The 23,720-nt window shown below is 70.4% G+C and carries 22 protein-coding genes; 17 read left to right on the forward strand and 5 right to left on the reverse strand.

Going from position 1 to position 23,720, the window contains the following annotated elements; all coding sequences use genetic code 11:
• Nucleotides 1-90: 90 nt before the first annotated feature.
• Complete coding sequence (locus APR04_RS02660) at nt 91-642, reverse strand: GNAT family N-acetyltransferase (protein ID WP_253867670.1); 552 nt, start codon at nt 640-642, stop codon at nt 91-93.
• A gap of 648 nt (nt 643-1,290) precedes the next feature.
• On the opposite strand from APR04_RS02660, the gene APR04_RS02665 reads away from it, so the two are divergent.
• Together APR04_RS02665 and APR04_RS02670 are read left to right on the forward strand one after the other, a co-directional pair.
• Nucleotides 1,291-2,517, forward strand: coding sequence for a pyrophosphate--fructose-6-phosphate 1-phosphotransferase (locus tag APR04_RS02665; protein WP_253867672.1), 1,227 nt, complete (start codon nt 1,291-1,293; stop codon nt 2,515-2,517).
• A 31-nt stretch (nt 2,518-2,548) separates the two neighbouring features.
• Nucleotides 2,549-3,925, forward strand: a complete 1,377-nt coding sequence (locus APR04_RS02670; protein ID WP_253867674.1) for a class II 3-deoxy-7-phosphoheptulonate synthase — start codon at nt 2,549-2,551, stop codon at nt 3,923-3,925.
• Nucleotides 3,926-4,002: 77 nt separating this feature from the next.
• On the opposite strand, the gene APR04_RS02675 is transcribed toward APR04_RS02670, so the two are convergent.
• The gene (locus APR04_RS02675) at nt 4,003-4,368 is read right to left on the reverse strand and encodes an Rv2175c family DNA-binding protein (RefSeq protein WP_253867676.1); all 366 of its coding nucleotides are present in this window, start codon (nt 4,366-4,368) and stop codon (nt 4,003-4,005) included.
• A 126-nt stretch (nt 4,369-4,494) separates the two neighbouring features.
• Between APR04_RS02675 and pknB the strand changes: the two genes are divergently transcribed.
• Nucleotides 4,495-6,375, forward strand: a complete 1,881-nt coding sequence (pknB, locus tag APR04_RS02680; RefSeq protein ID WP_253867678.1) for a Stk1 family PASTA domain-containing Ser/Thr kinase — start codon at nt 4,495-4,497, stop codon at nt 6,373-6,375.
• A gap of 33 nt (nt 6,376-6,408) precedes the next feature.
• Here pknB and APR04_RS02685 read toward each other — a convergent pair whose 3' ends face one another.
• Both APR04_RS02685 and APR04_RS02690 read right to left on the reverse strand, forming a co-directional pair.
• A complete protein-coding gene (locus APR04_RS02685) occupies nt 6,409-7,557 on the reverse strand; it encodes a polyprenyl synthetase family protein (RefSeq protein WP_253867679.1) in 1,149 nt (382 codons plus the stop codon).
• Between the two features lie 9 nt (nt 7,558-7,566).
• A complete protein-coding gene (locus tag APR04_RS02690; protein WP_253867681.1) occupies nt 7,567-8,136 on the reverse strand; it encodes a hypothetical protein in 570 nt (189 codons plus the stop codon).
• Between the two features lie 61 nt (nt 8,137-8,197).
• On the opposite strand from APR04_RS02690, the gene APR04_RS02695 reads away from it, so the two are divergent.
• The 4 genes from APR04_RS02695 to APR04_RS02710 all read left to right on the forward strand — a co-directional run bounded on the left by APR04_RS02695 (nt 8,198) and on the right by APR04_RS02710 (nt 13,692).
• Complete coding sequence (locus APR04_RS02695; RefSeq protein WP_253867683.1) at nt 8,198-9,631, forward strand: DUF4192 domain-containing protein; 1,434 nt, start codon at nt 8,198-8,200, stop codon at nt 9,629-9,631.
• 39 nt (nt 9,632-9,670) lie between these two features.
• Nucleotides 9,671-10,036 carry a universal stress protein gene (locus tag APR04_RS02700; RefSeq protein ID WP_253867685.1) on the forward strand — a complete coding sequence of 122 codons (366 nt, stop codon included), beginning with the start codon at nt 9,671-9,673 and terminating at the stop codon, nt 10,034-10,036.
• Between the two features lie 304 nt (nt 10,037-10,340).
• Complete coding sequence (locus APR04_RS02705) at nt 10,341-11,993, forward strand: RNA polymerase sigma factor (protein ID WP_253867686.1); 1,653 nt, start codon at nt 10,341-10,343, stop codon at nt 11,991-11,993.
• Nucleotides 11,994-12,072: 79 nt separating this feature from the next.
• Complete coding sequence (locus tag APR04_RS02710; protein ID WP_253867688.1) at nt 12,073-13,692, forward strand: SpoIID/LytB domain-containing protein; 1,620 nt, start codon at nt 12,073-12,075, stop codon at nt 13,690-13,692.
• Between the two features lie 253 nt (nt 13,693-13,945).
• On the opposite strand, the gene APR04_RS02715 is transcribed toward APR04_RS02710, so the two are convergent.
• Nucleotides 13,946-14,185, reverse strand: coding sequence for a DUF7455 domain-containing protein (locus APR04_RS02715; protein WP_301311949.1), 240 nt, complete (start codon nt 14,183-14,185; stop codon nt 13,946-13,948).
• A gap of 178 nt (nt 14,186-14,363) precedes the next feature.
• Between APR04_RS02715 and APR04_RS02720 the strand changes: the two genes are divergently transcribed.
• The 10 genes from APR04_RS02720 (at nt 14,364) to APR04_RS02765 (ending at nt 23,492) form a co-directional block, all read left to right on the forward strand.
• Entirely contained in the window at nt 14,364-16,487 is a 2,124-nt protein-coding gene (locus APR04_RS02720; protein WP_253867692.1) for a DNA gyrase/topoisomerase IV subunit B, read from the forward strand.
• 79 nt (nt 16,488-16,566) lie between these two features.
• Entirely contained in the window at nt 16,567-17,028 is a 462-nt protein-coding gene (locus APR04_RS30890) for a DUF4430 domain-containing protein (RefSeq protein ID WP_253867694.1), read from the forward strand.
• Nucleotides 17,007-17,621 (forward strand): DUF6580 family putative transport protein, encoded by a 615-nt coding sequence (locus APR04_RS02730; protein WP_253867696.1) that lies wholly within the window; start codon nt 17,007-17,009, stop codon nt 17,619-17,621. Before APR04_RS30890 ends, APR04_RS02730 begins: the two co-directional genes overlap by 22 nt.
• Nucleotides 17,622-17,798: 177 nt before the next feature.
• The gene (locus tag APR04_RS02735) at nt 17,799-19,121 is read left to right on the forward strand and encodes a lipase family protein (protein WP_253867698.1); all 1,323 of its coding nucleotides are present in this window, start codon (nt 17,799-17,801) and stop codon (nt 19,119-19,121) included.
• A gap of 245 nt (nt 19,122-19,366) precedes the next feature.
• Nucleotides 19,367-19,663 carry a WXG100 family type VII secretion target gene (locus APR04_RS02740; RefSeq protein WP_253867700.1) on the forward strand — a complete coding sequence of 99 codons (297 nt, stop codon included), beginning with the start codon at nt 19,367-19,369 and terminating at the stop codon, nt 19,661-19,663.
• Nucleotides 19,664-19,668: 5 nt separating this feature from the next.
• Entirely contained in the window at nt 19,669-19,950 is a 282-nt protein-coding gene (locus APR04_RS02745; protein ID WP_253867702.1) for a hypothetical protein, read from the forward strand.
• Nucleotides 19,951-20,013: 63 nt separating this feature from the next.
• A complete protein-coding gene (locus tag APR04_RS02750) occupies nt 20,014-21,414 on the forward strand; it encodes a hypothetical protein (RefSeq protein ID WP_253867704.1) in 1,401 nt (466 codons plus the stop codon).
• A complete protein-coding gene (locus APR04_RS02755) occupies nt 21,414-22,058 on the forward strand; it encodes a hypothetical protein (protein WP_253867706.1) in 645 nt (214 codons plus the stop codon). The genes APR04_RS02750 and APR04_RS02755 overlap by 1 nt, the downstream gene beginning before the upstream one ends.
• On the forward strand, nt 22,055-22,729 hold the full coding sequence (locus APR04_RS02760; protein ID WP_253867708.1) for a hypothetical protein: 675 nt from the start codon (nt 22,055-22,057) through the stop codon (nt 22,727-22,729). The genes APR04_RS02755 and APR04_RS02760 overlap by 4 nt, the downstream gene beginning before the upstream one ends.
• A 61-nt stretch (nt 22,730-22,790) precedes the next feature.
• Nucleotides 22,791-23,492: a hypothetical protein gene (locus APR04_RS02765; RefSeq protein WP_253867710.1), complete on the forward strand. Its 702-nt coding sequence runs from the start codon at nt 22,791-22,793 to the stop codon at nt 23,490-23,492.
• The last annotated feature ends 228 nt before the right edge of the window (nt 23,493-23,720 follow it).

The raw sequence follows: 23,720 nt of genomic DNA on the forward strand, positions 1-23,720 counted from the left end.
CACGACGCGTGACTTCGGTCGGTTGTCTCGAGATCGGTCCAACGGCGGACCGATCTCGAAGCAACCGACCGATCTCGTGCCGGCGGCCGTCTAGGTGTACCGGGCCTGCAGGTTGGTGAAGGAGATCCAGGTGTCCGGCGGCAGGTCCGGGCGACCAGGCACGGCGCGGTGCTCCTCGTCCCACTCCTGCCCGACGGCGGCGGCCGCAACCTCTCGCCAGAACCGCACGGCCGGCGGGTTGGTGTCCTGGAACGCGATCTCCCAGCGGCCAGGGAAGCTCGCGAGCACGTGCGCGGCGAGCCGGCGCCCGATGCCGGCTCGCCGGGCGCCCCGCACCACGAAGAACGAGCTGAGCACCCGGCCCGGGCCGTCGAGCCCGCGCACGAGTGCGAACCCGACGGGCGACGCCGGGCCGCCGTCAGCCGGCTCGAGGTGTGCGACCAGGCCGCGCCACCCGGGTTCGGTGAACGCGGCGTCGAGCCGCTCGCGCCGGAACTGGCCGCTCGGGTCGGGGAGCGCGCCGGACACCTCTGACAGGTCGTGCCGGAACAGGAGCCAGAGCCGCTCCAGGACGAGGCGGTCGGCAGGCGTCGTCGGGCGAATGGTGAGTCGTGGCGGCCGGGCGCCGGGAAGGATCGTCATAACAGAAAGCCTCCCGGGCCGCTAGGCACCGGGAGGCTCCCAGGGAGTCTCTCACGCGCTGCGGGCCCGAGTCGAGCAGCAACTTCTGGCAGGGCCGCGCCGCGCCCGCCGTCGAACCGCACGTTGTTGTCGCTCTGCTGTCGGCGGGTTTCGACTACCGTCGAACCGCAAGCTGGGCGTCGTTCTTGCTGTCGGCGGGTGTCGAACCGCAAGTTGGGCGTCGTTCACGCGGCCCAACCGCACGCTGCGCGTCGATCAGTGCGTGTTGTGACCAGCAACCTTCGGATCGAGCCCTAGGTGGACGCGCAGCTTGCGGTTGGGCGCTGGTGCGCGGCCGGGTCGACGCGCAGCTTGCGGTTGGGCGCCGGTGCGTCGCCCTTGCGAAGGCGGGACGACGCGTAGCTTGCGGTTCGGCCCCCAGCGCCGCCGCCGGGACGACGCGTAGCTTGCGGTTCGGCGCGTAAGCGGTGCGTTGCGGGCCCTGACCACCTCTGACCACCTCTGACCCCCCTGACCACCCGGTGCTCATTCACCGGACGTGCCAGGCGCGGTGCCCGGCCGTCAGTAGGATGACGACGAAGGGTGCCGCGCGGGCGATCGCCGGCTGTGGTGCCCGTGAACTTTTCCCGATGAGAGGTGCGCCTGAAGATGGCTGTTCGTCGTGTGGCCCTGCTGACCGCCGGCGGTTTCGCGCCCTGCCTGTCGTCCTCGGTTGGCGGCCTGATCGAGCGTTACACCGAGCTCGACCCCGAGATCGAGATCATTGCCTACCTGCACGGCTACCACGGCCTGCTGACGGGCAACAAGATCGAGATCGACGAGGAGGCCCGCAAGCAGGCTCCGGCCCTGCACCGCTTCGGCGGCTCGCCGATCGGCAACTCGCGCGTGAAGCTGACCAACGTCAAGGACGCGGTCAAGCGCGGTCTCGTCAAGGAGGGCCAGGACCCGCTGCACGTCGCCGCGGAGCAGCTCAAGGCCGACGGTGTGGACGTGCTGCACACCATCGGTGGTGACGACACCAACACGACGGCTGCCGACCTCGCCGCCTACCTGCACGACAACGGCTACGAGCTCACCGTCGTGGGTCTGCCGAAGACCATCGACAACGACGTGGTGCCGATCAAGCAGTCGCTGGGCGCGTGGACCGCCGCAGAGGAGGGCGCGAAGTTCGCGGCCAACATCATCGGTGAGAACCGCGTGGGTCCGCGCATGCTGATCGTGCACGAGGTCATGGGCCGCCACTGCGGCTGGCTGACCGCCGCGACGGCCGGCAAGTACCGCGAGTGGCTCGACGAGCAGGAGTGGGCACCGGCCCTCGGCCTGTCGCGCGAGCGCTGGGACGTGCACGCGGTGTTCCTGCCGGAGCTGGAGATCGACCTCGAGGGTGAGGCCAAGCGCCTGCGTGGCGTCATGGACGAGATCGGCAACGTCAACATCTTCCTGTCGGAGGGTGCGGGCATGCACGAGATCGTGGCCCAGCTCGAGGCAGCGGGCGAGACCGTGGAGCGCGACCCCTTCGGCCACGTCAAGCTCGACACGATCAACCCTGGCCAGTGGTTCGCGAAGCAGTTCGCCGAGAAGCTGGGCGCCGAGAAGACGATGGTGCAGAAGTCTGGCTACTACTCGCGCGCCGCGGCCGCGAACAGCGACGACCTGCGCCTCATCAAGTCGATGACCGACTACGCGGTGGAGTGCGCGCTGCGTGGCGAGTCCGGCGTCATCGGCCACGACGAGGAGGACGGCGACCGGCTCAAGGCCATCGCGTTCCCGCGGATCGCCGGCGGCAAGGCGTTCGACGTCTCGCAGGAGTGGTTCGGGCAGATCCTCGCGGACATCGGCCAGCCGCTCGTGCCGGCCGCCCCCGCGGAGCACTGAGCACGGTGCGGGCACCACGAGCGGCGATCCGATGAGCACTGTCACAGATTCGGCCGAGACAGGTCCGGCCGAACGGTCGGCGGACCCGGCGGGTCTCGACCACTACCGCACGCTCACGGCGCGCCAGCAGCCGACGTGGCCGGACCCGGCCGCGCTGGCGGCTGCGACAGGCCGCCTGGCCCAGGCCGCGCCCATCGTGGTGCCCGCACAGGCCGACACCCTGACCGAGCGGCTCGCCGCCGCCGGCCGGGGCGAGGCGTTCCTGCTCCAGGGCGGGGACTGCGCGGAGACGTTCGCCGAGGCGAACGCCGACCGCATCCGCAACAAGGTCCGCACCATCCTGCAGATGGCCGTCGTGCTCACGCACGGCGCGAGCACGCCGGTCGTCAAGATGGGCCGCATGGCCGGCCAGTACGCCAAGCCGCGCTCCAGCGACACGGAGACGCGTGACGGCGTCACGCTGCCCACATACCGCGGCGACATGATCAACGGGTTCCCCTTCACGTCGGCCGACCGTATGCCCGACCCGGAGCGGCTCGAGCAGGCCTACCGCATATCGGCGGCCACGGCGAACGTGGTGCGGGCCTTCACGCAGGGCGGCTTCGCCGACCTGCGTCAGGTACACGAGTGGAACCGGGGCTTCATGCGCAACCCCGCCTACGCCCGGTACGAGAAGACGGCGGACGAGATCGACCGCGCCATCCGGTTCATGCACGCGTGCGGAGCCGACTTCGACGCGCTGCGCTCCGTCGAGTTCTTCCTGAGCCACGAGGCCCTGGTGCTCGACTACGAGCGTGCGCTGACCCGTACCGACCAGCGCACGGGACGGGCCTACGACACCAGCGCGCACTTCCTGTGGATAGGGGAGCGCACACGCCAGCTCGACGGCGCCCACGTCGACTTCATGTCCCGCATCGCCAACCCGATCGGCGTGAAGCTCGGCCCGGGAACGACGCCGCACGACGCACTAGCGCTCACCGAGCGGCTCAACCCGGACAACGTCCCCGGCCGGCTCACGTTCATCACCCGCATGGGCGCCGGTCGCGTCCGGGACGTGCTGCCGAGCATCGTCGAGGCGGTGACCTGGTCCGGCGCGAACGTCACGTGGGTGACGGACCCGATGCACGGCAACACCATCACCTCGGACAGCGGGTACAAGACCCGTCGCCTGACGGACGTGCTCGACGAGGTCGCCGGGTTCTTCGAGGTGCACAAGGCGCTGGGCACCGTGCCGGGCGGGCTGCACATGGAGCTCACGGGCGACGACGTCACCGAGGTGCTGGGCGGAGCTGAGGAGATCTCCGACGCGGGCCTCGCCCTGCGCTACGAGACCCTCGTGGACCCGCGCCTGAACCACCAGCAGTCGCTGGAGCTGGCGTTCCAGGTGGCGGAGATGCTCCGCAGCTGACCCGTCTGGTTGTGGGTGCGATCGTTGGCCTAGAACGGGCAGGTAGTCGCAACGATCGCGCCCACAACGTCCGAGTGTCAGAGCAGCGTCTGCGCCACCCGGCGCACCGCGGCGCGCTTGCCGTTGATCAGGGCGTCGACGGGCTGCTCACCGAGCTCGTCGTTGGGCGTGAACAGCCACTCGATGATCTCCTCATCGGTGAACCCGGCGTCGGCCAGCACCATCACGGTCCCGCGCAGGGTCGGGATCACGCCGGGGCGGCCGTCGACCTCCGGCAGCACGAACTTGGCGGGCACCTGGAAGATGGTGCGCTCGCCGCGCTTGATACCGACGACGTGCTGGTCACGGACCAGGCCGCGGGCCTTGCCGACCTCGATGCCGAGGATCTCGGAAAGGTCGGGCAGGTTCAGCCATTCGCCAACGAGGGCGTCGAGATCTGTCACGGTAGAAGGGTATGCGACAGTGCGCGGGCCCGTGACGCCGCAACGATCCGGCAACGGCGTCCTGTCCACCATGCGAGTCCCAGTGGGAGCGTGGGCGGTCACCCGTACACTCCCAGCGTGGCTCAGGTGACGGCAGACTCTCTCATCGGCCGCCTGGTGGACGGGCGGTACCAGATCGTCGCGCGCGTGGCGCGAGGTGGCATGGCCACGGTGTACCGCGCGCACGACAACCGACTGAACCGCGAGATCGCGCTCAAGGTGATGCACCCGCACCTGGCGGAGGGCGAGCAGGCGGTGAGCTTCCGGGAGCGTTTCGAGCGCGAGGCACGCTCGGCTGCCGGGCTGCAGCACCACGGCGTCGTAGCGGTCTACGACCAGGGCACCGACGGCGACATGCGCTACCTGACCATGGAGTACGTGCCTGGCACCAACCTGCGCCAGCTGATCCGCGACGGCGACCTCACGCTGCGCCGGTCGTTCGCCGTTCTCGACGTGGTGCTCTCGGCGCTCGCGGCCGCGCACGCCAAGGGGATCGTGCACCGGGACATCAAGCCGGAGAACGTGCTGCTGGAGCAGGGCACCGGTCGCCCCAAGGTGGCCGACTTCGGCCTGGCCCGCGCCATCTCCGAGGTGTCCAACACCACGACGGGCACGGTGCTCGGTACTGTCGCGTACCTCGCGCCCGAGACCATCTCGACCGGGCACGTCGACGCGCGCGCCGACGTGTACGCCGTGGGGATCCTCGCGTTCGAGATGTTCACCGGCCGCCTGCCGCACGCCGGCGAGGGCCCCATCCAGGTCGCGTACGCGCACGTGAACACCGACGTGCCGCCCGTGAGCGCGTTCGCGGGCCATCTGGGTCGTCCGCTGGACCTGCTGGTCCGTGCTCTCACGGCCCGGGACCCGGACCGGCGCCCGAGCGACGCCGCCGTGGCGCTCGACGCGCTGCGGAACACGTTCCAGCGGATCCCGAACGAGGTGCTGGACATACCCGCGAGCGCGGCGCCACCGCCGTCGCAGGCCGCGGTGAAGGCGGCACGTACCGCGGTGGTGGAGCGGCCGGCGGCCGGACGCTGGGTGGCTCAGCAGCCGCCGCAGCCTCCGCCGCCGCCGGTGCAGAGGCCCCGGCGCGGACGCAAGGTCCTGCTGGCCGTCGCAGTCCTTGCGGTCCTGTTCAGCGCCTGGTGGTACACGGAACGAGGCCCGGGCGCCTACGCGGTGGTGCCCGACGGCGTCGTCGGCGTCGCCGCCCAGCAGGCCGAGGAGGCGCTGACCGAGGCAGGGCTCACGCCGCAGGGCGAGGAGCGGCACGACTCCGAGGTGCCGGAGGGCGAGGTGATCTCGGTGGTCCCCGACGAGGGGCGGCGCTGGAAGCGCGACGAGCCCGTGCGCCTCGTGGTCTCGCTCGGGCAGGAGCTGGCCGAGGTGCCGGCGGGCCTGGTCGGCATGACCGGGAAGGCTGCGCAGACGGCCCTGCGGGACGCGGGCCTTACCGACGTCGAGGTCTCCCGCGAGTACACGAACGACGGCGCGCGGGACGAGGTCATCTGGGCGTCGGTGCGTGACGGCGACATGGTGCCGACGGACGAGCACGTGCGGCTCACCGTGTCGGACGGGCCGCCACCGGTCACCGTTCCGGAGGTCGCCGGCCTCGGCGCCGACGAAGCCACGGGAGAGCTGGAGGCCGAGGACTTCGACGTGGAGCGGCAGGACCGGTTCGACGAGGAGGCCCCGGCAGGCACGGTGCTCGGTACGGAGCCGGCCGGCGGGGCCGGGGCAGAGCAGGGGAGCACCGTGACGATCGTCGTCAGCCAGGGCCCGGAGGGCACGGTGCCCGACGTCGTGGGGATGTCGGTGGAGGACGCGCGGACGACGCTCGAGGAGGCCGGCTACACGGTGGTGCTGCGTGGCTTCGGCGAGCTGTTCGGCAACGGTGTCACCGAGACGAAGCCGGCAGCCGGCAAGCACCTGGAACAGGGTGGAGAGGTCACCGTCTGGACCTGGTGAACCGGGACCTGGTGACCCGGGCCGGCGGCAAGGTCAGGCGGCGCGGTCGACGGCGGCGTGGGCCAGGTCGGTCAGCACGCCTCGGCCGGGCTCGGTCAGGTCCGCGAGGTCCAGCAGCGCGTGGGCGCGGACGGAGAGGTCGGCGATGAGCTGCTCGACCGCGTCCAGCGCACCCGAGCCGACGATGACCTCACGCACCCGGGCGACGTCCTCCTCGGACAGGTCAGGGTCGCCCAGCGCGGCGGTCAGCGTAGCGGCCTCCGGTCCGTCGGCATGGGGCAGGAGGGCGAGGGTGCGCGCCACGACGACCGTGTGCTTGCCCTCGCGCAGGTCGTCGCCGGCCGGTTTGCCCGTGACGGCCGGGTCGCCGAAGACCCCGAGCACGTCGTCGCGGAGCTGGAACGCCTCGCCGAGGGGCAACCCCGCCGCCTCGATCCCGGCTGCCGCCCGCGTACCCCTGCCGGCAAGCAGCGCGCCGAGCGCCAGCGGCGCCGCCACGGAGTAGCTGGCGGTCTTGGCGCGCAGCACCTTCCGGGCGCGCTCCTCGTCAGAGGCAGGGTCGCCGCCCCAGGGCTCCGCCTGGACCAGCACGTCGAGGTACTGGCCGACGACCACCTCGCTCTGCATGACGTCGAAGCGAGCGCGCGTGGCCTCGACGACGTCGGCCGGCAGCGGTGCGAGCGCCGCCGACAGCTCGCGCTGGGCGGCGAGGAGCACCAGGTCGCCGAGCAGGATCGCGGCGGCGTCGCCGAACCGCACCGCCTCACCGGACCAGCCGGCCACGGCGTGCTTGGCGGCGAACGCCCGGTGCGCGGTGGGGCGTCCGCGACGCATGTCGGAGTTGTCCATCACGTCGTCGTGCAGCAGCGCCGCCGCCTGGAACAGCTCGAGCGCCGCCCCCACCCGGACGGCGGCGATGCGGGCCGGGTCCGTGGGATCGGCGGCGCCGCCGTGCGCACGGAAGGACCAGTAGCAGAACGCGGCCCGCAGCCGCTTGCCGCCCATGAGCAGGCCGGCTGCCTCCTCGACCAGGACCTCCGCTTTCGGGCTGATCGCACTCACCTCGGCCGCCAGCCGGCCGAGGTGAGCGGTCACGGCGGCGTCGACGTCGGCGCGGAGGTTCTCGGCGTCGAGCAGGGCTACGGGGTTCAGGGCGCCGGTACGGGCGGATGAGACGGACACCGTCCCAGCCTATGGGGTGCGGACAGTACCGCTGATCGAGGCGAGACGGCGCTCGCCGTCGTCGAGCACGCCCACGACGAGCGACTCCTGCACCTCGCCGGCCTTGGTCCTGGAGACCCGCAGGAACGCGGTCTGCGCGGTGAGACCGCTCGAGTCCGGCGCCTCGATCTGCTCGAAGTCCTGGTCGACCAGGATCCCCTCGACCTGCGCGACGAGCTTCTTGGTCGGCAGGCTCGACGACAGGTTGAGCGTCACCTGCGTCATCGGGGTGTTCTTGGCCTTCGAGTCCTGAGAAGCCGGCGCGGGGCTCGCCGACGACGCGAGCAGGAGGGCGTCCTCCGGCATCGGGAACAGGTCGGGCGGAAACCCCTCCGCGTAGGTTCCGACGGCCGACGACGGGTCGAAGGTCGGCAGCTCGGCAGGCCCGCCGGACACGGCCGATCGGGGCTCCGGGGTACCTGACGCGGTAGCGGCCGACGCCGGTAGCTCGGCCCCCGTGCCACACCCCCCGGTAGCCAGCGCCAGCCCGAAGGCGGCGGCGAGCGCTGCCGTGCGACGAGCGGTGGTGAGGTGAGGCACGTCGGACACCGTAGCCGGAGAGACCCTCGTGGCGACAGTGCACGGGCCGTAGCGCGACCACATGAAACTCGTTGTCCACACGGTCGTCCTGGGCGCGCCGCCGCCCCCGGGGACGGCTGGGATCGATGGCATGAACCCCAAGGACATCACCTCCAAGAACCTCGGTCGACGATCCGCGGTGCCGAACGCGACGGTGCCGAACGCGACGGTGGTCCGCGTCGCAGGACCCGAGGACCTGCTCGCCTACATCCCCTACCGGCTCGGCTTCGAGCCTGCCGAGTCCGTCGTCGCGGTGAGCCTGACGGGACCGCGCCAGCGTGTCGGGCTCGTCGCGCGGGTCGACCTCGACGACCTCCGTCTGCGGCAGCCCGACGACCCGGAGGGACCGGACGGCGCGGCGACCGCCCGCTGGCTCGCGGACCACGTGGTGGCCGACGGCGCCGACCGCGCCGTGGTGGTCCTGTACACCGCCACCGACCCGTTCGTGCCGACGGGTGCCGCGCGACGTGCCGTCGACCTGCTGCGAGCCCGCCTCGAGCGCCGGCTCCCCGGGACCGAGGCCTGGCTCGTGGCCCCCACGGGGTTCCGGGCGCTCGACTGCGCCGACCCGATGTGCTGCCCCGCCGAGGGCCGGCCCCTGACCGCGCTGCAGGGCAGCCGCGTCGCCGCTCACATGGTGCTGGAGGGCCGCACCGTGGCCGGTACCCGTGAGGAGCGGTACGCCCTGCGGGCCGCTCCCGAGGCTGCCCGCACCCAGGCACGCCGAGCGGCGGCCCGCTGGACCGACACCTACCGGCGGCTCCTGAACGGGACAAGGTTTCCGGACGGTGGCGGGCCGATCGACGGCGCGGCGCGGACCGACAGCACTACCGCGACCGACGGCACTATCCCGACCGACGACCTGCGGGCCGAGCGGGCGCTGGGGGAGTGGGGTGCAGAGAGCCTGGGCCTGTGGCGGTCCGCCGTGCGTACCGCGGCAGGCACAAGGCCCGGCCGGCCGGTGGTGCTGTCGCCGGTCGACCTCGGCAAGATCGGGGCGGCGCTCGCGGACACGCCGGTGCGGGACGCCGTGCTGCTGAGCCTGGCGCCGGGCACGGAGGAGACGGCGCTGCGTACCGCCCGCCGTCAGGTGGACGGCGACACCGACGTGGCCACAGGGGCGGTCATGGCACGGATCGTCGACCCGGAGCAGGGAGTGCCCCCGGACGAGGAGATCACGCGTGCGGCACGCGACGTGCTGGAGGCGGTGGTCACCCACGTCCCGCGGAACCGGCGGGCTCCGGCCTACCTGCTGCTGGCATTGGTCGCGTGGTGGCGCGGCGACGGCGGGCTGGCCGCCGAGCGGGTGTCGGACGCGCTCGGGGTGGACCCGGGCTACCGGCTCGCGCTGCTGCTGCGAGGGGCGATCGCCGGGGGAGTCCCGCCCGGCTGGGTGCGGCGAGAGCGGGGGGCCTGCCCCGGCGAGCCGGGGCAGGGGGAAGCGGCGGCGGTGTGAGGCACGGTCAGGGCGCGGCGTGCGGTAGCGTCGGCCGACATGACGATCGTCGTCGGCCACCTCGCCACGCCCGAGGGCCAAGAGGCTCTGCGTACCGCTGTCACCGAGGCCAGGGAGCGGAGGGTCCCGCTGGTCGTCGTCACCAACAGCAAGCGTCCGGTGGACGAGTGCAAGGCCGAGACCGACGAGCTGGTCAGCCGGCTCGCGGGTGAGGTCGAGGTGCGCGTGGAGCTCGGCACCGGCGACCTGGCCGAGGACCTGATCCGCACCGCCACGAGCACGGTGGCCGACCTGATAGTGATCGGCCTGCGCAAGCGCAGCCCCGTCGGGAAGCTCATCCTGGGCGCGGGTGCTCAGCGAATCCTGGTCGAGGCGCCGTGCCCGGTGCTGGCCGTCAAGGTCTGACCGGGTAACCGGCTCAGGCGTCCGGCCGGGTGCGGCCCGCGTGGAGCCAGAGCCGGTCTCGTGCCTGGTCCAGGACAGATCCGGCTGGCCGGGAATGGTGCGGCCGTCTGGTTCGTTGACCCCTGGTACGCGAGATTCAGATCCACCTGCGGGGCTGCCCCGCCGGACGTGACTTCGCACTGACTTTGCCCATATCGCCGCGTTCGTCGCGGCAGACATGGAGGTCGACGGTACAATATATATGTTCGCCGACGGAAGCAGAAGGCCCAGTGAAGGCCCCGTCGGCGGTACACCGCCCCCTCGAATGCCGAAAGGTCGGTTTGTGGCGCCCACTCCGCTGAAAGCCTCCCAGGACATCGCTCCTGTCCCCGCACGCGACAACCTGCCCCGTGAGTTCGAGCATCCTGCCTTGCAGGAGCTCCTTGCTCGCGGCGCCGCCGACGGCTCGGTCGACGCCGAGAACTTCCGGCGTGCATGCGAGACCGCGGAGGTCGGTGACGCCAAGCGGCTCAAGGCGGTGCTGCGTGCACTGGCCAACGCCGGTGTGCAGGTTGGACTGCCCACCGTGACGAAGGTGGCCGCCGCGGCGGCCACCCGCTCCACCGCCGTCGCCGCGAAGGCCCCCGCCGACGGCGAGGCCGATGCCTCCGCGAAGCCTGCTCGCCGTACCCGTACGACGGCCGCGAAGAAGACCCCTGCGCGTTCCACCGCGAAGCCGAACGCCGGCGAGGTCGACGAGGCCGAGCTGAACGACGGCGACGAGACCGCCACGAGCACGCGGAAGAAGCCGGCGGCCAAGACTGCCGCCAAGAAGCCCGCCGCTCGGGGCAAGTCGAAGTACGACAACATCGAGCCCGACGGCGTCGCCGTCGACGAGCCTGAGGAAGAGACCGACTCCGGTCCCGAGATCGTCACCAAGGCCACCCGTGGCCGTGGCGGCAAGGCGGCCAAGGAGGGTGACGAGAGCGCCGGCTTCGTCGTCTCCGACAAGGACGACGACGACCAGCCAGCGCAGCAGGTCGTCACCGCCGGTGCCACGGCCGACCCGGTCAAGGACTACCTGAAGCAGATCGGTAAGGTCGCGCTGCTGAACGCGGAGCAGGAGGTCGAGCTCGCGAAGCGCATCGAGGCCGGCCTGTTCGCGGAGGAGCGGCTCGCCACCACGGAGTTCGACCGGACCGACAAGGACCAGCGCCGGTTCGAGCGTGACCTCAAGTGGATCGCGCACGACGGCAAGCGGGCCAAGAACCACCTGCTGGAGGCCAACCTCCGACTCGTGGTCTCGCTGGCCAAGCGCTACACGGGCCGCGGCATGCTGTTCCTGGACCTGATCCAGGAGGGCAACCTCGGTCTGATCCGTGCGGTCGAGAAGTTCGACTACACCAAGGGCTACAAGTTCTCGACCTACGCCACCTGGTGGATCCGGCAGGCGATCACGCGTGCCATGGCCGACCAGGCCCGCACCATCCGCATCCCGGTGCACATGGTCGAGGTCATCAACAAGCTGGCCCGTGTGCAGCGCCAGATGCTCCAGGACCTGGGCCGCGAGCCCACGCCGGAGGAGCTGGCCAAGGAGCTGGACATGACCCCTGAGAAGGTGGTCGAGGTCCAGAAGTACGGTCGCGAGCCCATCTCGCTGAGCACCCCGCTCGGCGAGGACGGCGACAGCGAGTTCGGCGACCTCATCGAGGACTCCGAGGCTGTCGTGCCGGCCGACGCCGTGTCGTTCACGCTCCTGCAGGAGCAGCTCCACCAGGTGCTCGACACGCTCTCGGAGCGTGAGGCCGGTGTGGTCTCCATGCGGTTCGGCCTGCAGGACGGCCAGCCCAAGACGCTCGACGAGATCGGCAAGGTCTACGGCGTGACGCGCGAGCGCATCCGCCAGATCGAGTCCAAGACGATGTCGAAGCTCCGCCACCCCTCGCGGTCGCAGGTGCTGCGCGACTACCTCGACTAGGTAGAACCTCTACGCCGGGCGGGTGAACCTTCCTCGGAAGGATTCCCGCCCGGCGTCGTCGTATGGAAATGTGCCCGATGTGTCCCTCCTGATCAGCGTCACGTCCCGAGAACATCTGGCGATCCGAGCACTTCTGGCCCGGACAGCTGCTTCCGCGCTCGCCGTCTTCCTCGCGATGGGTATCTTCTCGGCGCCCGCTGCCGCGACACCCGCCGCGACTTCCGCCGCGGCGGGCTACACGCTCACCGCGTCCGGCACGTCGACCACCACCGCGGCCGTGGCGAAGAGGCTCTCGGTGGTCTACCGGTACGACGGCGCTCCCAGGGCGAACGCCACCGTGTCGCTGCAGAGGTTCAGCGACGGCTCGTGGGTCCGGGACAGGACCGTGACCACGGGGTCCACCGGCAAGGCGACGGCGTCGGTCAGCCCGACCATGACGACGAAGTACCGGTTCAAGACGACCCGCGCGACGAGCGCGAACTTGACGGTGACCGTGGTGCCGGGCTCGTGGACCATCGCGGGCTCGGGCAGCGGCCACGGCGTCGGCATGTCGCAGTACGGCGCCTACCAGATGGCGCGCACCGGCAGCACGGCGTCAGACATCCTGCGCCACTACTACCCGGGCGCCACGGTGAGCACCGCGAACAACCCGTGGACGTCGATCGACGTCCAGGTGCTCGGCGGGTCGACCGACCCGGCCACCACCACCCTGAGCCTGTCCGCCGGGTCGTGGCGGCTGCTCGACGGCGCCGAGAGCCAGCTCGCGACCGGCACGTCGGCGCGCAAGATCTCGATAGCCCGGACGGCGGCGGGCGTCACCGCGAAGATCACCGAGAACGGCGCGGTGCGCCGGACGATCGGCGCCCGTCCGACCCTCTACCTGGAGTGGACGGGCACCGACTACTGGGCCGGGACCGCCGGCACGGTGCGGGTGTCCGGCGCCCAGGGCAGCTACCGCCACGGCAGGCTGCGTGTCACCGATCTCAACGCCCGGCCCAACGTGGTCAGCCAGGTGGTCATCAACGACGAGTACCTCTATGGGCTCGAAGAGATGCCGTCGCTGTGGGGAACGAGCGCCTACGGCGGCGCCGCGGCACTCGAGGCGCAGGCGATCATCGCCCGGAACTACGCCATCCTGGACAAGACCGAGGGCCTGAAGGCCTCGTGCGACTGCCATCTCTACGACGACACCAGGAGCCAGAACTACACCGGCTGGAAGAAGGAGGGCGGCGAGGCGGGCGGGACATGGCGCGCGGCGGTCGACGCCACCCGCCAGGACGGCGCCTCGACGGTCTCGGTAGTGCGCAACGCGTCGGACGGCATCGCGGAGACGCCGTACTTCGCGTCGTCAGGCCGTGGCGGCGCCTTCTCCGGTACCGCCAACAACCAGGACGCGTTCGGCACGGCCCCGCAGTCCCACCTCGCGCACGTGGCGGACCCCTATTCGGCGCAGGCTCCGGGCAACCCGAACGTGTCGTGGTCGGGCACCCTCACGCAGGCGACCGCGAAGAGTGTCTTCCGGCTCGGCTGGGTCAAGTCGGTCAAGGTCACCGCGCGCTACTCGAGCGGACAGGTCAAGACCATGCGGGCGGTGACGCCCCAGGGCACCACCCGCACGCTGACCAAGACGGCCGAGGGCTGGCGGACCGCTCTCGGCTTCCAGGGCTCCTGGATGGGCACGGTGACCGCGACGAGATAGCCCATCGGAAATGGTCTGGATGTGGGTTGGCGACCGTGGACCGACAGTCGGCAAGCAGCGCAGCGGGTGGCCACAGAGGACGTCTGCACCGTGCTGGACTCTGCACCGTGCCGGACGCCGAGGGCTCCCTGGTGGTCGGCCGTGCCCAGCAAGGGGGCAACGAGGTGGACCACCTGCATGACGACGGCGGTGAGTCACCTCACAGGGTGACTCACCGCCGTCGTCTACGGTCCGGTGGGTGTCCGGCCTGGATTCAGGCCTGACCGTGCTCCGCGTGGAGCCGGTCGGTCTCGTCCTGGACATGGGTGGCGATGTCCGCATAGGCGGACGCGTGTGCACGGGCGTGGTGGCCGCAGAAGAGCAGCTCGCCTACGGGCAGAACGACACGCACGTAGGCCTGGGCGCCGCAGCGGTCGCAGCGGTCGAGGGCGGTGAGCGGTTCGGTCGTCAAGGTCGTCACATCTCCATCCAACCATTCGCTCGCGCGGTTCATGCCAGCCCGGGTGGCCGGTTCGCTGCGAGCATAGCGGCGTGTCTCACAGTGTTGGAGGCCATCCGCCCCCAATTGCGCTGAAAGGGTAATTTCCGTCATGGGGTGAAACCGGTCCTCGTCGGAGGTGCCGAGGGAGCGCCTCACCGAGGTTGTGGGTGACCTCGTCTACGCTGTCGCCGTGACCGCAACGTCCGAGTCGTACACCGCTCGCCATCTGTCCGTCCTCGAGGGTCTCGAGGCGGTTCGTAAGCGTCCCGGCATGTACATCGGGACCACCGACTCGCGTGGCCTGATGCACTGCCTCTGGGAGATCATCGACAACTCCGTCGACGAGGCCCTGGGCGGGCACGCCACGAAGATCGGCATCGTGCTGCACGCCGACACGTCCGTCACGGTGTCCGACGACGGACGGGGCATCCCGGTCGACATCGAGCCGAAGACGGGCCTGAGCGGTGTCGAGGTCGTCTTCACCAAGCTGCACGCCGGCGGGAAGTTCGGCGGCGGTTCCTACCAGGCCTCCGGCGGTTTGCACGGCGTGGGCGCCTCCGTGGTCAACGCGCTGTCCGCTCGGCTGGACGTCGAGGTGGACCGCGGCAGCAAGACGCACCGCATGACCTTCCAGCGTGGCGAGCCGGGCACGTTCTCCGACCCGGAGGCCGGGCCCAGCCCCGACGCGGTGTTCCAGCCGTTCGTGGACCGCTCCGAGCTCGGCGTGGTGGGCAAGGTGCCGCGCGGCCGCACCGGGTGCCGCGTGCGCTACTGGGCCGACCGGCAGATCTTCCCCAAGTCCGCCGTGTTCAGCTACGACGAGCTCGTCACTCGCGTGCGCCAGACGACGTTCCTGGTCCCCGGCCTCGAGATCCTGGTCCGCGACGAGCGCGGGCTGCCCGGCACACCGGGCGAGGACGGGCCGCACGAGGAGACCTTCAAGCACAGCGGCGGCGCCGCCGACTTCGTGGAGTTCCTCGCCCCCGACTCGCCGGTCACGGCGACCTGGGTCCTGCGGGGCTCCGGCACGTTCAAGGAGACCGTCCCGGTGCTGGACGAGCGCGGCCACATGTCGCCGCGCGAGCTGCAGCGCGACTGCGAGGTGGACATCGCGCTGCGCTGGGGCACCGGCTACGACACCGAGGTGCGCTCCTTCGTCAACATCATCTCGACGCCCAAGGGCGGAACGCACCTGACGGGCTTCGAGCAGGGTCTGCTCAAGGTGATCCGCAAGGGTGTCGAGACCAACGCGCGCAAGCTCAAGGTCTCCACCAGGGACGGCGCGGAGCGCATCGAGAAGGACGACGTGCTCGCCGGCCTCACCGCCGTCGTCACCGTGCGCCTGGCCGAGCCGCAGTTCGAGGGGCAGACCAAGGAGGTGCTGGGCACCGGCCCGGTGCGCCAGATCGTCTCCCGCGTGGTCGAGAAGGAGATCCACGCGCGACTGACCTCCGCGAAGCGGGACGAGAAGACGCAGGCGTCGCTGCTGCTCGACAAGGTGGTCGCCGAGATGCGCGCGCGCATCACCGCGCGCAAGCAGAAGGAGATCTCGCGCCGCAAGAACGCGCTGGAGACCTCGTCGCTGCCCGCGAAGCTGGCCGACTGCCGCTCGAACGACGTCGAGCGGTCCGAGCTGTTCATCGTGGAGGGCGACAGCGCGCTCGGCACCGCGAAGCTCGCGCGCTCCAGCGACTTCCAGGCGCTGCTGCCGATCCGCGGCAAGATCCTCAACGTCCAGAAGGCGTCGATCAGCGACATGCTCCGCAACGCGGAGTGCGCGGCGATCATCCAGGTGCTCGGTGCGGGGTCCGGCCGGTCGTTCGACGTCGAGGCAGCCCGTTACGGCAAGATCATCATGATGACCGACGCCGACGTGGACGGCGCGCACATCCGCACGCTGCTGCTGACGCTCTTCTACCGGTACATGAAGCCGATGGTCGAGGCAGGGCGCGTGTTCGCGGCGGTCCCGCCGCTGCACCGGGTCGAGGTGATCGGCAACGGCCGGCGCAAGAACGAGTACATCTACACGTACTCGGAGGCCGAGCTGGGCACCACGCTGAAGAAGCTCGACAAGGCGGGACGTCGCTACAAGCCGGACATCCAGCGGTACAAGGGGCTGGGCGAGATGGATGCCGACCAGCTCGCGGAGACCACCATGGACCCGCGGCACCGCACGCTGCGCCGTGTCACGGCGGAGCATGCTGAGGCGGCCGAGCGCGCGTTCGAGCTGCTGATGGGCACCGACGTGGCGCCGCGCAAGGAGTTCATCATCGCCGGCGCGGCGGAGCTGGACCACTCCCGCATCGACGTCTGACCGGGAGCTGCGCGGAAGCGGTCCGCCGAGGGCTGGGACGGCCGCGCCCTGCCGCGCGCGCCGACCTACACTCGCCAGCGTGAACACGACTTCTGCCCGCCCGTCCCGGGCACTCGGTGCGGCGACCGCCGCACTTCTCCTGGCGGGCCTGCTCGCGGCCTGCGGCGCCACTGCCGAGCCCGGTGCGACGGTCACGGCGACGACCAGCGCGCCGTCGGACGCCGCCTCCAGCAGCGCCTCACCGTCCGACAGCGCCTCACCGTCCGACGGCGCCTCGCCGTCCGACGGCGGAGAGACCCTCAGCTACGCGGGGCGCACGGGCGCCACCGCGCTCGAGCTGCTGCTCGAGGCGGACCCGTCCGCCGAGGTCACGGGCGAGGGCGAGAACGCGTTCGTGACCGCTGTCGGGGGCCGCACGGCGGACGACTCGAAGAGCGAGTTCTGGGCGCTGTCCGTGGACGGCGAGCCCGCGCAGGTCGGGTCGGGCACACTGGAGACCGAGGACGGTCAGGAGATCACGTGGACACTCGAGACGTACTGACATCTGTCGGCGAGGGGCGCGACCTGACGGTCGGGGAGCTGGTGCACCGCTGGTGGCGCCCGCTGACCGTCGTGCTGGTGCTGACCGCCGCGGTCGTGTGGCGCCTGGTCGCCCCGGAGCTGGGCGCACCGCCGAACCTGGAGATCGCCACCGCCGCAACGTTCCTCGCGGTGCTGCTGCTGCGCAACCGGTGGGCGGCCGTCGTGCCGTTCGCCGTGGTGGCCGTCAGCGACGCCGTGCTCGGCAACACGCAGATCATGTGGTTCACCTGGTCGGCATGGGCGGTGGTGGGCCTCGGTGCGATCCTCGCGCGGAACCTGCGCGGCCCCGGCCGGTATGCCGCAGCGCTCGGAGTGGGCGTGGGCGGCTCGCTGTGGTTCTTCGCCTGGACCAACTTCGGGGTCTGGCTGATGGACGGGATGTACCCGGCGACCCTGGACGGGCTGATCGCCAGCTACGTGGCGGGCCTGCCGTTCCTGCGCACCATGCTGTTGGGCAACCTGGTGCTGGTGCCGCTCGCCGCCGTCGTCGCCTCTCTGGTGGAGCGTGCTGAGGTAGCCGTCGTCGCCGCGCCGATGACGGTGAAGGGCTAGAGCCGACGCCGTTCGTCTGATTGTCGGATGGCTCGGCTGACTTGGGCGGGGCAACTGACCGAAGTCATGGGGCCGGGCTCGGCAGCGAACCACTATTGGGGTTACAGTCAGTAGCGGTCCGCATGCGGACCCTGGCGCTCAGGACTGAGTGCTGGTGGACCTCAATGAGGAGATCCGATGCCGATCGACACCGATTCGCACGCCCTGTTCCCGCCCTCGCTACGCAGCCGACGCCGGCCGGCGGGGCGGTGGACCGCCGTCGTCACGGCACTCGTGGCGGTCGCGCTGCCGGCGGTGAGTGCCGTGCCTGCCGCTGCCGTGCCTGCCGCTGCCGTGCCTGCCACCGTTGCGCCCGCCGCTGCTGTCGGAGCAACGGGCTTCACCGACGTCCCCGACGTCCCCGACGTCCCCGATATCCCCGGCACGGCCGCCGACGACGACTTCTACACCCCGCCCGCTCCGCTGCCGGACGGCCGGGACGGCGAGGTGGTGCGGTGGCGCGAGGAGCCCCGGCAGCTCAGCGCACGCAACTACCTGCTGATGTATCACTCGACGAACGCGACCGGTCAGGACATGCCGGTGACGGGGCGCGTGCTCGTGCCGAGCACGCCATGGCGGGGGGAGGGCCCGCGGCCGATCGTCTCGGTGGCGAGCGGGACGCGCGGCGTCGGCGACACCTGTGCGCCGTCACGCTGGCTGGACTACGAGCGGCCCTTCATCGAGCCGATGCTCCTGGCCGGCTGGGCGGTGGTGGTGACCGACTACGAGGGTCTCGGTACACCGGGCATGCACACCTATGTCGTCGGCCAGTCGGAGGGGCGGGCGGTCATCGACATGGTGCGGGCCGCCACGAACCTGCCCGCCACCGGCCTGGAGGCCGGCGGCAAGGTCGCCTTCTCCGGCTACTCGCAGGGTGGCGGGGCGGCGATGTGGGCGGGTGAGCTCCAGCCGGCCTACGCACCGGAGCTGGACCTGGTCGGCGTAGCGGCGGGCGGCGTGCCCGCCGACCTCACCGAGGTAGCCGAGGGACTCGACGGGCAGGTCGGGTTCGGCTTTCTGCTGCTCGCCGCCTACGGGCTGGACGCCGCCTACCCCGAGCTGGACCTCGAGACCTACCTCAACGAGCGCGGGCGCGAGACGTACGAGCGCGAGCAGGACGCCTGCGTCGACATCACGCTCACGCACGCGTACCAGAACCTCGGGATGTTCACGACGACCAACCCGCTGCGCTCCCCGGACTGGCAGGCGCGCCTTGCCGAGAACCGGCTGGGGGCCAACCCGCCGGACGTGCCGATCCGGCTCTTCCACGGGACGCTCGACGAGATCGTCGCGCCAGGGCAGGCCCGGACCCTCCGGAACGAGTACTGCGCAGCGGGCGCGGACGTGCAGTGGTCGTGGCACGTCGGCGAGCACGTCTCGACGATGGTGACGGGGGCGCCCGGAGTGATGGTCTTCCTCGACCGGCGGTTCAGGGACCGCCCGTTCCTGGCGCACTGCTGAGGGCAGGCGGAACCACTCTGACGACCAGGCGGAACACCTGCTGACGACCGGGTGAAACACCTGGTGAGAGGCACTTTTTGACCGATTGACGACGGGTCCGGGCGATGCTGCGGACCCGTCGTCGTCGTGTCGTGCGCCGTCCGCTGTCCGTTCATATTCGCGTCGCCGTCCGTTTAATCCTATTGATGACGATTGCGACGCACGAGCGAGGCCGTCCGCAACGCAACCGAGCGAGAGGTTCTGTCATGGCCAACATCAATGTGACCTTCCAGCAGATGGAAGATGCGTCGCAGCGCATCAAGCAGGAGTCGGACGACATGCAGCACAAGCTCGACCAGCTGCGGTCGCTGGTCGACAACCTGGTGCAGGACGGCTATGTGACGGACAAGTCCTCCAAGCGGTTCGACGAGTCCTACAAGGAGCTCGACAAGGGTGGCAAGCAGGTCATGGAGGGTCTGAACGGCATCGGTGAGTACCTGAAGCAGGCTGCCGAGGCGTTGCGCAAGACCGACGAAGAGCTCGCCAACGCTCTGAACCAGTAACTCCGATGGCAGATCTTGTCGTCACCAAGGAGGTCCTGGTGGACTCCGCCAAGGATCTCAAGGCGATCAGCGACGAGTTCAAGAACATGTCCAAGCGGTGGGACAACGGCACCATCTGGGGCCACGACGTCGTGAAGAACGCCATGAACGACTTCATCGACGACTGGTGGGTCAAGCGGGAGAAGCTCCAGGTCCAGCTCGACGCCCTCACGAAGAAGATGGACGAGGCCGCGACGACCTGGACCGACACCGAGGACCAGCTGGCCTCCGTCTTCGACCAGAAGTAGGCCACCGCACCGCTGCCCAGGTAGCAGCCACCGCGCATGTGACAGCAGCAGAAGAGGAGACGGATGAGCGCCGCCCGCACGGGGGACTGGCCACTGGTCGGTCACGACTCGGACCCGGTCCCGGCCGATCCCTCAGAGTTGGACGAGGTCATCGCCCACTACAAGACGATCTCCGAGGCGATGACCGAGCAGGCAGCCCTGCTCAAGAGGATCGGTGACGGCGACGTCCGTCTCCTCAAGGGGCAGTCCGCGGACGCCCTGCGCAAGCGTGCCCGGGAGAGTGCCGGGGCCCTCGACAAGGCGGCCGGCCGGTACGCCGACGTGCACTCAGCGCTCGACGCCTACGAGCCGTCGCTGACCACCGCCCGGACCGACACGTGGAACGCCCTGCTCGAGGCAGAGAAGTCTGCGCGCGAGCTCCAGAGCGCGGAAGGCATGCCGGACCCGGTCAACGCGACCAGACCGGATGACGCCAAGCCGCTGACCGACAACGAGAAGACCCAGTCGTCGGACCGTGAGGCGGCGGTCAATGCCGCGAGCTCCGGCATCGACGGGGCCAAGCAGAAGGTGGCCGGTGCCCTCGAGGCGCTCAGGGTCGCTGCCGAGGCCGCCTCCACGAAGATCCGGGAGAACTGGAAGGTCGACGACCTGCACACCTCGGGCTGGGACGCCTTCGTGCACCGGCTCAACAAGTTTCTGAAGGCACTGGTCGAGATCCTGACGTACATCGGGATGGCGCTCGCGGTGCTGGCGATCCTGATACCAGGGCTGAACGTCATCGCGCTCATCGGCATCGGCGTCGCCGTGGTGTCCGTGGTCGCGAGCACCATCCTGGCCGCCCAGGGCGAGGGCAGCTGGCTCGGCGTCATCATGGGTGTGCTCAGCCTCGTCGGGATCGGGATCGCGGCGAAGATCGCGAGCAAGCTCAAGGGCATCCAGGCGGTCGGTCTGACGAAGGCCGGGCCGGTTCAGCTGAAGCTGGCGAAGGACAGGATCGGCAATCTCGCGCTCGCGCTCCGTAATCCCCTGCGTGCGCCCGGAATTTTCAGAGACGCACTGACGAAATCCGTCGGAAACTTCCGGAGCATGGGGGACTTCCTGCTCACGCAGCGGGTCAGCCCTGGCTGGTGGCACATCTTCAAGAATCCGAAGTGGGTCCTCAAGGAGGACCTGACCCGCCTCAGGACGGCGTGGCCCAATGGCGCCTATCGCTGGGACCGCCTCATCGGCATCAGCGACATCAAGGACATCAGCAAGATCTCGAGCAGTCTCGGGCTGCTCGGGAACATCTACCAGATCAAGCCGTGGATGTACGTCGGACCCATCGCCTACGCGGTCGGCTGGTTCGGTCGTCCGTTCAGCATGCTGAACCCCTCGGTCCTGAACCCGTTCGACCAGCGGAACGGCAACGACGGCTGGCACGACGCCAACTATTCCGGCCCGACCAGCGAGAACCCGATCTGATGGCGGCGGACGGATGGACCTGGACCGTCGACGAGCCCGAGGGCTGGGTGCTCGTCCCTACCGCTGATGCTGTGCCGCCCGAGCTGCTCGAGGTGTGGGAACGGGAGATCACCGAGGTGGTCCGCGTGTCGTTCGACGAAGGTCCCGTGCAGACGACCGACGCCGAGACCATCGAGGCGCTGGACGCGCTGCGTGAGCGCATGGCGGTGGAGTCGGTGGCCAACCTGCGCGCTTTCGCCGAGGGCGTGGTCGACGCGGGCGCCCTCGTCGCCGCCACCTTCCGGGTGCCGGACTCGGCGCCGGTACCGGTGCTCGTCACGGTCGGCGTCGAGCCTCTCGGCGACCCCGGCGACCACCTCATGACCGCGCTCGGCGCCACCGGCGGCAACCCCGTCGCACCGCCCAAGATCGAGCACGTCGACCTGCCTGACGGGGACGGGATGCGCGTGACGCGCCTGGACCTGGACCCGGAGACCGGCGGCGCGTGGGTGAGCGTGTGCCTCGGCCGGCGCACCGAGCACGCGGACGCGGTAGTCGACACCGTGCTGCAGTGGCGGTCCCAGGACGTGCTGCAGGGCCCAGCCATGACCGAGCTGCTCGACGAGCTGCTGCCGGTCGTCAGCATCGTCAGGAGCACATCGTGACCGACACGACCGTCGACGGCAGGCCGACCGACGCCTGGGCCCTCCTGCTCCCGCCCGGCTGGGTCCGCTTCCCGACCGGTGAGGAGCAGCTTCGCGAGCTGGACGAGGCGATCGAGGAGGTCGTCGCGAAGGCCTTGCCCGCCGACCTGCCGCGCGACTCGGTAGAGCCGCACCGGCGCATGCTCGCCGACAGCCTGCGCTCCACGTTCGCCGACGCGCGCGCCGCCGGGGCCGGGGCGGTGTACCTGCCCACTGAGCCGATGAACGGGGTGATGATCCCCGGGTCGCTCACCGAGCTGGAGCTGGTCAGCGACCCGGGCAGCAACCCGCTCGAGGTGGTCTCGGAGGTCCTGGCCGACGGCTACGAGGAGAGCGAGCTCGTCGAGATCGACGGCCGGCCCGGCGTGCGCGTCGTCGAGACCACCCTCGACGCGCACCCCGACGGCGACTTCCCCGACGCCTCGACCCGGCAGATCGTGTACGTCGTGTCTCGCGACCAGGCCGACGGCGAATGGCTGGTCCTCTCGTTCAGCACCGTCTGGAGCACCGAGGAGGGCGCGCGGCTCGCCGAGGCGCTCGTCTTCTTCTTCGACGCGGTCATGACCACCTTCCGGTGGGCCGGCCCTGGTGCGGACCCGCTGAACCTGCCGGAGGGGAGCGACCCCCGGTAGCGCGTGACCTCGCACCGGCCGCCACACATCTGAACGCGACCCATCTGAAGACGGAGCAATCGTGCAGCACGTCGACCACATCGCGGCAGCCGACCCGGCGATCGGGAAACCGACCGACAAGTGGGCCTTTCTGCTTCCTCCTGGCTGGGCACGGTTCCCGACCGGTGCCGCTCGCCGGCGTGAGCTGGACCGCGCGGTGGACCAGGTGGTGGCCGGGACCTTCCCGGAAGGTGCGTCGCCGGTCGACGTCGAGTCGCACCGGCAGGCGCTGCGGGACTCCCTGCGCCAGGCCTTCAGCGCGGCAGGCACCGGCGCGGTGTACGTCCCCACCGAGCCGATGGCCGGGATCGCGATCCCGGCGTCCATCATCGAGACGGAGCTCTTCGGCCTCGTCGGCCGGAGCGCGACAGAGGTCGCGGCGAGTGTCCTTGGCGATGCCAAGGAGAGCACTGCGGTCGACGTCGACGGACGTCCGGGTGTGCGGCTGGCGAGCACGCTGGGGGAGGCTCCGCATCCGGCCGGCCGGCCGGTGGCCGGTACACGTCAGGTCACGTATGTCGTCGCCCGGGACGAGGCCGGTGGTGACTGGCTGGTGCTGTCCTTCAGCGCGGTCTGGAGCGACCCCGGCACCGAGCGCCTCGCAGAGGTCCTTGTGGACTTCTTCGACGCGGTCATGGCGACCTTCCGCTGGACCGGTCCGGGCGCGGACCCAGTGGGTCTGCCGGACCGGACGGTGCCGGGTTCTGCCTGGTCAGAGGCCTGAGCAGGGCAGGAAGAGGCTATGGTGAGGTCAAAATGAAGGTGTCCTCGCAAAGCGGTTCTAAGTTCACCCTGCGGGCGCTTGACTCGTGTACGCTCGCGCTGTTTTCCCACGATGCACACCACGAGAGGACTGATCATGGCCAACATCAATGTGACCTTCCAGCAGATGGAAGATGCGTCGCAGCGCATCAAGCAGGAGTCGGACGACATGCAGCACAAGCTCGACCAG

Source organism: Promicromonospora umidemergens, assembly GCF_024171995.1.
Taxonomy (GTDB): Bacteria; Actinomycetota; Actinomycetes; order Actinomycetales; family Cellulomonadaceae; genus Promicromonospora; species Promicromonospora umidemergens.